The 12,611-nt window shown below is 62.8% G+C and carries 5 protein-coding genes and 2 pseudogenes; 2 read left to right on the forward strand and 5 right to left on the reverse strand.

The genetic code is table 11. The annotated features are described in order from the left end of the window. The first annotated feature begins 8 nt into the window (after nucleotides 1-8). Together B3P22_RS20950 and B3P22_RS20955 are read left to right on the forward strand one after the other, a co-directional pair. Complete coding sequence (locus B3P22_RS20950) at nucleotides 9-7,022, forward strand: Ig-like domain-containing protein (RefSeq protein WP_296272419.1); 7,014 nt, start codon at nucleotides 9-11, stop codon at nucleotides 7,020-7,022. Between the two features lie 59 nt (nucleotides 7,023-7,081). Further along, a complete protein-coding gene (locus B3P22_RS20955) occupies nucleotides 7,082-8,566 on the forward strand; it encodes a TolC family protein (RefSeq protein ID WP_296272412.1) in 1,485 nt (494 codons plus the stop codon). A gap of 4 nt (nucleotides 8,567-8,570) precedes the next feature. Here B3P22_RS20955 and B3P22_RS20960 read toward each other — a convergent pair whose 3' ends face one another. The 5 genes and pseudogenes from B3P22_RS20960 to B3P22_RS20980 all read right to left on the reverse strand — a co-directional run. Then, entirely contained in the window at nucleotides 8,571-9,680 is a 1,110-nt protein-coding gene (locus tag B3P22_RS20960) for an SO2930 family diheme c-type cytochrome (protein ID WP_296272413.1), read from the reverse strand. Next, nucleotides 9,677-10,927 (reverse strand): parallel beta-helix domain-containing protein, encoded by a 1,251-nt coding sequence (locus tag B3P22_RS20965; RefSeq protein ID WP_296272414.1) that lies wholly within the window; start codon nucleotides 10,925-10,927, stop codon nucleotides 9,677-9,679. Before B3P22_RS20965 ends, B3P22_RS20960 begins: the two co-directional genes overlap by 4 nt. A 371-nt stretch (nucleotides 10,928-11,298) precedes the next feature. Further along, a pseudogene (locus B3P22_RS20970) lies at nucleotides 11,299-11,640 on the reverse strand (DUF3362 domain-containing protein); the annotation flags it as partial. Between the two features lie 30 nt (nucleotides 11,641-11,670). After that, nucleotides 11,671-12,261: pseudogene (locus B3P22_RS20975) on the reverse strand (TraB/GumN family protein); the annotation flags it as partial. Next, nucleotides 12,258-12,611: DUF1684 domain-containing protein (locus tag B3P22_RS20980; RefSeq protein WP_296272415.1), on the reverse strand; the 354-nt coding region annotated here is incomplete at its 5' end. The pseudogene B3P22_RS20975 and the gene B3P22_RS20980, both read right to left, overlap by 4 nt.

Consider the following 12,611-nt stretch of genomic DNA (forward strand, 5'->3'; position numbering starts at 1 on the left):
CGCGCATGATGTTCGACGGAGCAGTCACCGCTACGGTGGCCGAAGCGGCCGCACCATCCACAGATACCTCAGCCCCTCCTAGCGCAGACAGTGACCTAGCCGCGGCTCCCGCGTCGGCCACGGCGGACCAACGTCAAGAAATCGTATTTATTGACAGCAGTGTCGAGAACTACCAACAACTCGCCGGCAATATAGGCGTCAGTGCTGAGGTGGTGGTGCTCGACAGCAGCCAGGACGGATTGCAACAAATTGCCAGCTACCTGCAAGGGCGCGAGAGCATCGACGCAATCCATGTAATCAGCCACGGTTCCGAAGCCCTGTTGCAGCTAGGCACCACCACGCTGAGCCAATCCAATCTCGCCGCACACGCCGGCGAACTCGCAGCCATCGGCGCAAGCCTGACAGACGACGGCGACATTCTGCTGTATGGCTGCGACGTCGCGGCTACCGAGACCGGTGCCGCATTCATCAACGCCTTGGCGCAAGCGACGGGCGCGGACGTAGCCGCCTCAACCAACACCACTGGCACTGCAGGCCTGGGCGGCGATTGGGTGCTGGAGCGGCAAGTCGGCATAGTGGAGGCTGCGAGCCTGGCCTTCAGCGACTACACGGCAACGCTGGCAAATGGCACGCTGACCTTCTCCAGCGCGGTCAGCGGTACCACCGTCACGGATGGGCAAGGCGGCTCGACCGATCTGCCGGACATCGAGATCCAGATATCGAACATCAGCGATGAGAACGGCACCCCCGCAGGCACCCCCGTTTCCTGGCAAGATTCTGATTTTCTGTTTAGCAACGATCCGAATTTCACCGGCCTAACCGACGAGAACACCGGATCAAAAGGCATGTCGATCAAATCCGCCGACGGTGCCGAGTTCCAGATCAACGGTTTCCGCTACTACAACTGGGGAGAGACAGAGAGCACCACCATAACCGTCGCTGGTTATCGTGATGGCGTACAGGTCGCCACTACCACCTTCGAAGGTTGGAACTCCACTTACGATCCCATCGACGTCTCACTCGACAGCACGTTCGACTATGTCGATGAGGTGAGACTTTACATTTCCGCAGGCGGATATCTTGGAGATCAGTCGGCGAGCAATCACACCCTCAACAATATCCAGATAGCCGACGCGGTCGTCCCGTCGACCGCTCCCACCATCACGGCAAGCCCCGTAAACCCCTCCTTCACCGAAAACGGCAGCCCCGTCGACCTGTTCAGCGACGTCACGGCTGCAACCAATGACACCGGTCAGAGCTTCACAGGCGCCGCCTTCACAGTCACCAATGTCAGCAATGGTGCCTCGGAGGTTCTGAGCGTCGATGGCACGAGCATTGGTCTCACCAACGGCAACAGCGGCTCACTGGCGAACGGTGGAAATTACAGCGTCACTGTCGTATCTGGTACGGCTACGGTCACGCTCAGTGGCATGAGTCGTAGCAATGCCCAGATGGGCACCCTGATCGACAACATCACCTACAGCAACAGCAGCGACAATCCCGGCAGCAGCAACCGCGTCGTCACCATCACCTCAATTACCGACAGCGGCAGTAACAACAACACCCTAACCCCCAATATTGCCTCCACCGTATCGGTAACTCCGGTCAACGACGCTCCGACCCTTACCGCCACTGGCAACAATCCCACCTACACTGAAAATGGCAGTGTGGTCGATCTGTTCAATGGCGTCAGCGTTAACACCATCGAAAGCGGCCAGACCATCATCGGCATGACCCTGACCGTCACCAACCTGGCTGATGGCAGCAATGAGATCTTGCGCATCGATGGCACCGACATCGCATTGCTCAACGGCGGCAACGGCACGACGGCAGGCAATGGCATCAGCTACTCGATCAACCTCGTTGGCAATACGGCGACCATCACCCTGAGCAGCGCTGCTGGCCTCAGCGCGGCGGCAACGCAAACCGTGGTCGATGGCATGAGCTACCGCAACAGCAGCGACAGCCCCAGCACAACCACACGTGTCATTACCCTGACCAGCATCACCGACAACGGCGGCACGGCCAACGGCGGCGTCGACACGACTGCAACCTCGATCGCTACTTCGGTATCCGTGGTTGCCGTCAACGATGCGCCGGTTCTTTCCGGCGGGCCATACAACTTCGCGACCATTAACGAAGACACCGCGGCCACTGGTGTACAGGTAACGACGATACTGGCCAACCACACCATGATCGATGCCGATGTCGGCGCGCTGCGCGGTGTCGCCATCATCGGCAAGACCGGCAACGGCACCTGGCAGTACTCCACCGACAACAGCACCTGGACCGACTTCGGCGCCGTTTCGGGCACCAGCTCGCTGTTGATCGCCGCCACCACCTATGTTCGCTACGTCCCGGACGCCGCCAACGGCGAGACCGCGACCCTGACCTTCCGTGGCTGGGACCAGACCACCGGTACCGCCTCCGTCAACGGCATCCGTAGCCTGGCCGATACCACCAGCAACGGCGGCACTACGGCGTTCTCGGTCGGTACCGGGGCGGTCAACCAGATAGTCACCTCGGTCAACGATGCGCCGGTCATGATCGGCGTAGCGCCGACCCTGGGCGCGCTCACCGACACCTCGATCAACAACGGCGGTGCGATGGTCAGCGACCTGCTGGGCGGTGTGACCGACGTCGACACCGGCGCGCTGAAGGGCATGGCGATCACCGGCCTGAACGCGACCTACGGCAAATGGCAGTACAGCACCAACGCCGGCGGCACCTGGAGCGACATCGGTAGCGTTTCCGTCACGTCCGCGCTGATCCTGACCGCGCAGAACATGGTGCGCTTCGTGCCGGATGGCATCCACGGTGAAACCGCGACCATCACCTACAAGGCCTGGGACCAGACCAACGCCACCCTCGGCCTGCAGGGCACCAAGACCAATACCACCACCTCCGGCGGTACCTCGGCCTATTCCAGCCAGGTCGACACCGCCACCGTGGTGGTGACCGCCATCAACGATCGCCCGGTGGTGACGTTGACCGGTACTGCGGCTATCTGGACCGAGGCCAACAACGCCCCGTCCGACCGCATAGCGGTGGACTCCGGGGTGACCGTGTCCGACCCGGACGGCCCGAACCCGCTCAACGCCACCGTGCGCCTGCTGACCTACTACAGCGCCCAGGACAGCCTGGCCTTCGTCAACGACGGCCTGAGCATGGGCAATATCGTCGGCACCTGGAACGCCGGCACCGGCATCCTGACCCTGACGTCCGCCGGCAACACGGCGACCGCCGCGGAGTTCCAGGCCGCAATGCGCGCGGTGACCTACGGCAACTCCTCGGACATCCCGAACACCACCGGCCGTACCGTGCAGTTCCAGGTCACCGACGGTGGCGGTCTGTCCTCCATTGCGGTCACCCGAGACATCATCATCGTCTCGGTCAACGACTCGCCGACCATCAGCGCCCCGGTCTCGCAGTCGATCAGCGAGGACATCCCGACCGCGCTCGGCTCGATCACATTCAGCGACCTCGACTCGACCCTGGGCATCGTCACCTTCTCGGTCGGCACCGGTACCCTCAGCGCCACGGGTGCTGGCGGCGTGACCGTGGGCGGCACCTCGACCGCGCTGACCCTGAGCGGCACCCTGAACAACATCAACCAGTTCATCGCCAACAACCGCCTGGTCTACACCCCGGCGGCCAATGCCAGCGGTGACGTGACCCTGACCATCAACGTCAACACCACCAGCGTGTCCGACGCCACCACCACCATGACCCTGCAGGTCCAGGCGGTGAACGATGCGCCGGTGGCCACCGTGCCGCCGTCCATCACCGTGACCGAAGACGTGTCCAGCGTGATCACCGGCATCAGCTTCACCGACATCGATGCCGGCATCAACAGCGTCACCGCGACCTTCTCGGTGCCGAGTGGCACCCTGAGCGCCACCACCGGCATGGGCGTCACCGTCGGCGGCTCCGGTACCGGCCTGCTGACCCTGACCGGCAGCCTGGCCGATATCAACTTCTTCATCGCCGCCAACGGCCTGACCTTCAAGACCGCCCAGGACGCCACTGCCAACGTCCCCCTGACCGTCACAATCAACGATGGCGGCAACACCGGTAGCGGTGGCGAGCAGACCGATACCACCAGCGTAACGCTCGTGGTCACCGCCGTGAACGACGCTCCGGTCAACTCGCTACCCACGACACAGAGCGTCGATCAGGATGGCGCCCTGGTATTCAGCAGCGCCAACGGCAACCTGATCAGCATCAGTGATGTGGATGCAGGCTCCAATAACGTTCGAGTGACACTGACCGCCAGTAATGGTCTGCTGGCGCTCGGCAGTACTACCGGGCTCAGCTTCTTGGTGGGCTCTGGTAACGGTGACGGAACCATGACCTTCACCGGCAGTATCACCGATATCAACAGCGCCTTGAACGGCATGGTGTTCTCTCCCACCAGCGGCTACAACGGCCCAGCCAGCCTGCAAATCCATACCAACGACCAAGGCAACAGCGGCAGCGGCGGCGAGCAGACCGATACCGACATACTCGCTATCAACGTCAACAGCCTCAGCCCGCGTATAACCGATGTCAGTAGTTCCACGGCAAATGGCACTTACAAGATCGGCGATACCATTACCATCACTACAACCTTCGATCAGGCGGTGACAGTCGATACCAGCGGCGGTATTCCCGCATTGTTGCTGGAGACAGGTGCTGTTGATCGTAACGCGACCTATTTTTCCGGCTCTGGCAGCAACACCCTGACCTTTATCTACACGGTGCAGGCCGGTGATTTGAGCGCTGATCTGGATTACCAATCCACAGCCGCGCTGAGTCTCAATGGGTCAAGCATCCGTGGCCTCTCGGCCAACGATGCCGTGCTCACCCTGCCGAGCCTGGGCGCTGCCGGCTCTCTGGGCGCCAACAAAGCGTTGGTGGTGGATGGAGTACGCCCGGCCGCGGTCAACATCATTCTCAGCGACACCTCCCTGCGTATCGGCGAGACCACCACCCTCACCATCGTGTTCAACGAGGCGGTGCAAGGTCTGGATCTTGCGGACTTCACTACGCCCAATGGCAGCCTTAGCGGGCTCAGCAGCAATGATGGTGGCCTGACCTGGACAGCAACCTTCACTCCGAGCACCAACATCACCGACCCCAGCAACATCATCTCGCTCAATAACGCAGGGGTAATGGATTCGGCTGGTAACATCGGCACCGGCATCACCAATTCGGGCAACTTTGCCATCGACACCCTGCGCCCGACAGCGACCATCGTGGTCGCCGATACCGCACTGAGAGCCGGCCAGAGCACCACAGTGACCATTACGTTCAGCGAAGCGGTCAGCGGTTTTGCCATCGATGACCTTACAGTTGAAAACGGCTCCCTGAGCGGCCTCAGCTCCAACGATGGCGGCATCACCTGGACGGCGACCCTGACACCGGGCGCCAACGTCGTCGATAGCAGCAATCGGATTACCCTGAACAACTCCGGCGTGCAGGACTTCGCTGGCAACGCAGGCATTGGCAGCACCGAATCCAACAACTACGCCATCGACACGCAGCGGCCGACAGCCACTATCGTGGTCGCCGACACAGCCTTGAGGGCTGGCCAGAGCACCACCGTCACCATCACCTTCAGCGAAGCGGTGAATGGGCTGAGCACAGCTGATTTCAACGTGGCCAACGGCAACCTGAGCGGGCTCAGCTCCAGTGATGGCGGCATCACCTGGACGGCGACCCTGACCCCGAGCGCCAACGTTACCGACAGCACCAACCTGATCAGCCTGGATAACAGCGGATACACCGATGCAGCCGGCAACACCGGCACTGGAACCACCAGTTCCAACAACTACGCGATCGATACGGTGGCTCCAACCGTCAACAGCGTCAGCGTACCGGTGGGCGTTCCATACAATGCTGGCGACACGCTGACTTTCGTCGTCAACGTCAGCGAGAACGTCATCGTCGAAGGCAGCCCGCGCCTAGCCATCGACATGGGTGGCAACACTGTATTCGCCGACTACGTGGCTGGCTCCGGAACGGGAACCCTGGTGTTCCAGTACAGCATCAAGCCCGGCGACAACGACGCCGACGGCATTTCGGTGAACAGCCTGCAGAGCAATGGCGCAACGTTGCGTGACACCAGCGGTAACGCCATGAACCTGGCATTGAACAATGTCGGAGACAGCAGCGGCGTGATCGTCGACACCACGGCGCCCGGCGCCAGTGCCATCGTCGCGATCGATCCATCACCCACCAATGCCGATAGCGTACGTTACACGGTGATCTTCGACGAGGACGTGATCGGCGTGGATCTCGGAGACTTCAGCCTGGTTAGTAGCGGCAGCGCCAGCGGCACTTTGGGTAGCCTGGTACAGATCGACGGGCGGACCTTCCAGGTCACTGTCAACAACGTGGCCGGCAGCGGGACCCTCGCATTGGCCTTGAACGCCAGCGGCAGTGCCATTACCGATACCGCCGGCAATCTGCTGGTGAGCAGCTTTATCGGGCAGGCCTACAGCCTGACGCAAAGCGAAGGCGATCCGGAGTTTCGCGCCAATCCGCCGAGCCAGAATATCGACATCCCGAGCTTGCCGCTCCAGCCCACGCTGCCCGGCCTGCCTCCTCCTCCGACCATCTCGCCGCTGCTACCTCCGCCACTATTCGAAGTACCGACTTTGGGTAGCGGCATTCCAACGCTGGGCAATATTTTCATCAACCAGAATCCGCTGGCGCCCAGCTATATCGCTCAGGTCTTCGCCAGCTCGAGCGATTCCGGCGGCAATGGCTCAGGCATCGGCTTCCTCGGTTTTGGTGGTGGCGATGGCGGGGTGTTCGGCAGCAGCAGCCTTTCCAGCATCTTCTCCAAGGATGTGCTGCAGGAGAACGAGCAGCTGGAGGCTTTCGACAAGACACCACAGACGGGCGGTGCCGGTGGCATGTTCGGCACGCCCACGTTGGGCCAGCAACTGAACGAACTACATGAGAACGAACAGCGCCAGCACCGGGAGCTGGCACTTGCACTACAACAAATCGCGGCGGCACAGCAGCCAGCCTAAGCCAATACATAACGACGAGAACGAGTGAGTTGGTGCCGTGACAAGGGGGCGGCCCAAGGATGAAAAAGAGCCAAACACTATTTGCGGTCAGCCTGCTGACCCTGGCTATCAGCGGCTGCGCAGTGACCAGCCAACCCATCGACCGCAGCGTCAGCGAGCAACGTGCGCAGCAGGATCTGGCAATCATGTTCAAGGATCAGGAACCGCTCAACGGCCCTCTGACCTTGCACGAGGCCATGGCCCGAGCATTGAAGTACAACCTCGAAGCACGCCTGAAGGTCATGGAAGAAGCCATGGCGCAACGTCAGGTCGACCTGGCCACTTTCGACATGCTGCCGCGCATGGCACTCTCCGCCGGCTATGCCGGGCGCAATAACGTCAGCGCGTCCAGCAGTCAGAGCATCGAGACCGGCACCCAGTCTCTGGAGCCTTCCACCTCGCAGGATCGCGACCGCGGCGTAGCCGACCTGACCATGGTCTGGAACGTGCTGGACTTCGGCGTCAGCTACGTCAGCGCCAAGCAGCAGGGCGATCAACGCCTGATCGTGCAGGAGCGCCGCCGCAAAGTCGTCCACACCATCATCCAGGACGTGCGCTCGGCCTACTGGCGCGCCGTAGCCGCCGATCGCCTGCTGACCCAGATCGACAGCCTCATGGCTCGTGTCGGCCAGGCCCGAGACAACAGTCAGCGCCTCAGCGAACAACGCATCGGCGATCCTATCCAGGCGCTGGGCTACCAGCGTGCCCTGATCGAAGCCACACGCCAGCTCGAAGAGCAGCGCCGCGCCCTGTCGCTGGCCAAGACCGAGCTGGCTACCCTGATCAACCTGCCGCTGGGCACTCAGGTCGAACTGGCCCCTGAGGACGGTTATCAGGTCCCGGAACTGAAGGTGGCTCTCGATACGCTGGAACAGGAAGCCCTGGCCAGCCGACCAGAGCTGCGCGAGCAGGACTACCAGGCGCGCATCAGCGCAGCCGAAACCCGCAAGGCCATGTTGCGACTGTTGCCAGGCCTGGAGTTTTCCGCCGGCGGACACTACGACAGCAACTCGTTCCTGGTGAACCAGAGCTGGGCCGACTATGGCGTTAAGGTGACCTGGAACCTGTTCAATGTGCTCTCCGCTCCTGCCGCCATCGATGTCGCCAAGGCCGGCCAAGAGGTCGCCGATGCACGGCGCCAGGCCATGTCCATGGCCGTCCTGGCCCAATTGCACGTCGCCAATGCCAACTTCCGCGAAGCGCAGCGCCAGTTCCAGACCAGCCAGCAACTGGCCGGCCTGGATGGGCAGATCGTCGAGCAGCTGCGCAATCGCCACCAGGCACAGGGTATCGGCGAACTGGAGTTGATCCAGGGCGAGCTGAACACCCTGCAGGCAGATCTGCGCCGTGATCTGGCCTACGCCGAGCTGCGCAACAGCTACGGCCAGGTATTTGCCAGCGTCGGCCTCGACCCGCTGCCGGAGAGCGTCGCTTCCGACAGCGTCGCCGATATCGCAGCTGCGCTCTCCAGCCGTGAAGCGCAGTGGCAGGCAGGCCAGCTCTAGCCTGTCAGCACTCGCCAGCGAGACTGGCGATCCAGCGGTCGATCACCTCCAGCCCTTCGCGGTGGGAGGTGGAGCGTCCCAGTTCGGGCATCATGATGCTGGGATCGGTGCTGTGCAGGCGGAAGCTCAGCACCGACTTCTCCGGCGCACCGGGATGAATGTCCACCAGACGGTCACCGGAGCCCTTGCCAGCCGCCACCGGCTGCTTGCACAACCCGTAGGCGATGCTCAGCGGCGTGATGGGATCGAGATACAGGCCGGAGGTGCGCCCCGGCCCTTCCGGGTTATGGCAGTGCGAGCAGTTGGCATCCAGGTAGCTGCGCGCCTGAGCCTGTAGATTTTCTCCCTGTCGCGCCTCGCCCCATCGTGCATTGCGTGGCAGATCACTCACCTGCGCCGGGACGCCCTGCAGAAAACCGACCGTCTGCCAACGCAGCAGCTGGTTGGCCGCGCCATCGGCATAGGCAAAATCCTTATTCAGATGGCGCGCCTTCGGCCCCAGCGGCTGCACGCCCTTGCCGGCCTGCTCTTCATGGCACCCCGCACATTGATTGGCGTCAGGCACCTGATAGTCGACCGCCAGCATCTCGCCGCGCTCATCGTGCAATTCCAGGTCGAAGCTGGCGCCCGCCCAGTCCAGGGTCGCCTCGCGCTGGGCGTCATCCCAGACGTAGGGCAAGGCGACCCAGCCCTGCTCCTGACGCAGCAGGATACGCGTCTCTATCAGCCTCACCTGTTCAAGCTCTACCGCTTCGGCGTCGCGCTGCTCGCTACGCTGCAAGCGTCCCTGCGCGTCGCGCGGGTAATAGAAGGTCTTGCTCAGCACCGTACCCAGCGGGTAATCGAAGCGCGCTTCGCCGTACTGCGCGCTGCTGCCTTGCGGCATCCAGAGGGTGCGCAGCTTATGCGCATAGTCGGTGAACAGCGGCGTATTGAGGTCATAGGGCAATACGCCGTCGACTGGCTGCAGCTGGCCGTCGCGCTGTTGCAGCACGCCCCAGCCACTGAGCTTTTCCGGATAGTTCTCACCACTCGGCAGATACAGAGGCGCACGCGGCTGCTGCTCGCAGGCGGCAAGCAGCACGGTAGTGAGCACTAACCAAGCGTTCCTCATGCGCCCTCGCCTTTTTCTTCCAGCGCGGCGCGCAGTTCGACGGCGGGCAAACGGGGCAGCTCGCAGCGATGCGGCTCGATATCGGTGCTGATGTTCTTGTAACCACCAGGCCCGTCGACATTGACGATGCCGGCGTCACCATTGTCGATGCAGATCGCCAGTTCGGGTGGCAGCTTGCCGCCTTCCAGCTTGTCAGGATTGACGTAGCCGTCCCAGAGAATGTCCGGCAGACGACCGTTGAGGCCGAATTTCGCCAGCTTGAGCGCCTTCAGCTCCAGGTTGTCCGGGCTTTCGCCCGCTGGGCCGAAGCGGTTGCCATGGATATGGATGGCTTCCGGATAGGGATCGAAATCCTCAGTGGTGGAGAGATCGGTGTAGCCGGTGCTGAAGTAACTGCTGACGATGACATTGGCGGTGCGGTGGTCGCCGATATCGTTGTCGAAGATTTCCACCTTGTCGTTGGAGTTGACCAACACGCCAGAGCCCGCCGGCACGCTGGCCACCGGCGTGCCCTTGTGACCGAAATTCTTATGGTTGTTGCCTTCGACCTTGTTGCGATAGACCCGCGTGGTGTGTCCCGGCTGCGGCAGGTTGGGCATGTTGAAGACCAGAATGCCGCCGGTATTGCCGGTGGCGACGTTGTCATAGACGTCGGCACCGATGGTGTTCTCGATCTCGATGCCGGCGACGTTGCGCTCGGCACGGCTGTTGCGCACCACCACGTTACGCGACTGGCCGACGTAGATGCCGGCATCCGAGGCGCCGATGGCGACCACGCCGTCGATCAGTACGTTCTCGGTCTGCACCGGGTAGATGCCGTAAGCGCCATTCTCGGTCGCCGGGCCATTGGTCCACTCAGTCCGCACGCGGCGGATGATGATGTTCTCGCCGCCAACGATTTTGAGTGCATCGCCCTTGGTGTCTTCCAGCGCCAGGTCCTCGATGGTGAAGTCGGACGCACTCACCAGCAGCCCTTCGGCGCCGGACTTCTGGCCCTTGAAGTTAAGAATGGTCTGGCCCATCCCGGCACCACGCAGCGTCACCCCACTGATCTTGAGGCTGAGGCTACGATCCAGTTGCCAGGTGCCTTCGGGCAGCTCGATCACCTCGCCAGGCTTGGCCTTGATCAGCCGGGTCTGCAGTTCTTTCTGGAAATCCTGACTGACAGCAGGTGGCGGTGCCTCGGGTTCCCCACAAGCGGCAAGTGTCAGGGAGATGGCGAGTAGTGTTGGCACGGCTATACGCATGGCGGAACTCCGGATTTTGTTCTTATATGATTGGTACTATAGTGCCAGATAAGAAACACGCCAATCCCGCGCAGCTTCGCAACGGCCTTCCGCACACCTTGGAAAAGGCTTTAGCTGCGAGGTGTTTGCACCACCAAAACAATTCGCGGACAAGTCCGCTCCCACAAGATCGGTGGGCTTACCTCGGTGGGAGAACGTCGCTGAGAGTGCTGCAACACTCCACGCCACCTGCGCCATCGTAGGAGTGACTCAACCGTGAGGCATTTGCGCCGCCAAAACAATTCGCGGACAAGTCCGCCCCCACAACATCAGCAGGCTTGCTTAGCCCTGTGGGAGCGGACTTGTCCGCGAAGCGTTGTGCTGCGACTGCCTCAGCGCGGTACGGCAGGCTTTTTCGCCGGTTTCCTGCCCTTGCCTTTGCCCGCGCCAGCGCGCTCGCGCGCAGCCTGCTGATTACGCGCCTCGGCCGCCGCCTTGGCCTGTTCGCGCTTGTCCCAGGGTTTGCTGCCATCGCTGGCGCGAGGCGGCAAGCCGGTGTGCTGGGTCAGAATCTTACCGCCAGCACCCACTTTCTTGCTGCCGACCGGCGTAGAGTTCTTGCGCCGCGCGCTCTGGTACTCGTCGGTCTGCGGCTGATAAGTCGGGATCAGCTGGTGCTTGCCGTTACCGATCAAATCGCTACGGCCCATGCGCTCCAGCGCCTCGCGCAGCAGTTGCCGCTGCTCGTCGCCGCTCATGCCATCGAGCATCGCGATCTGCGCCGCCGCGCTCTCCAGCCCCTGCGCCGGCTTGCCGGCGGTGGCGGCGCGCGCCATCAGGTGCCGGTCCAGCCCGGCCTGCGCATCCAGCCCCTGCCGCGCCATCTGTCCCAGGCTGATGGTCAGCCCCACGAACCAGGGCTTGAGTCCGGCGAGGCGATCGATCGGCAGCCCGTTGGCGGCGGCGTAATCCTGCAGTCGCCGCCAGGTATCCGCATCCAGTTCGTCCTTGAGCAGGCGGCCATCGCGGCGCAGTGCGGCCTGCGCCATCTGCGTGGCCAGCGCGGGCGAGTTCATTTCCTCCGGCGCCAGCTCGAACAGCAGTTGGCCCGAAGCGTCGAAGGCCGCGTCCACGTCCGCCGACAGCGGGTAATCATCGGCCCTGAGCAGGTGGAACGAGCCCAGCAGGTAGAGCTCGGCACCCTTGGGCCCGCTCGCCTTCCACAGCAGCGGCACCGGCGGCGCCTTGGCCGGAGTAGCGGCCGCCGGCACCTGCCGAGCCAGCAACGGCGCCGGCGTGCCCAGCAGCATCACCGATCCCAGCAGCAGCGCCGCGGCGCGGATCATCCATTTCATGTCGCGTCTTCCTGTGCGGGTTTGACGTAGGTTTTCTCGCCGGCTTCGACCGGCAGGTCCAGCCGGTTCTCCGGCGGCGGCAACGGGCAGGTGGCGAACGGGGTGAACGCGCACGGCGGGTTGTAGGCGCGGTTGAAATCGATAACCACCTGGCTCTTGTCGTCCGGCGTCTCCAGGTCGATGTAGCGGCCGGCGGCATAGCTGCCGTGGCCGCTGGTGCGGTCGGCGAAGATCACGAACAGCGGCCGGCCCGGCTCGCCCAGCGCCTCCAGCCGCCAGGTGCGGCCATCGCGCTCGAATTCGATGGTGCCGGCGTTGGCCTGTTCGGTGGTCAGGCCGGTGATGTCGAC

The organism is Pseudomonas sp. UBA6323 (assembly GCF_002439135.1).
Classification (GTDB): Bacteria; Pseudomonadota; Gammaproteobacteria; order Pseudomonadales; family Pseudomonadaceae; genus Aquipseudomonas.

Excerpts from the sequence above, each read along its gene's own strand:
- B3P22_RS20950 (WP_296272419.1), top strand. The coding sequence starts at position 9 with ATGTTCGACGGAGCAGTCACCGCTACGGTGGCCGAAGCGGCCGCACCA.
- B3P22_RS20955 (WP_296272412.1), top strand. The coding sequence starts at position 7,082 with ATGAAAAAGAGCCAAACACTATTTGCGGTCAGCCTGCTGACCCTGGCT.
- B3P22_RS20960 (WP_296272413.1), bottom strand. The coding sequence starts at position 9,680 with ATGAGGAACGCTTGGTTAGTGCTCACTACCGTGCTGCTTGCCGCCTGC.
- B3P22_RS20965 (WP_296272414.1), bottom strand. The coding sequence starts at position 10,927 with ATGCGTATAGCCGTGCCAACACTACTCGCCATCTCCCTGACACTTGCC.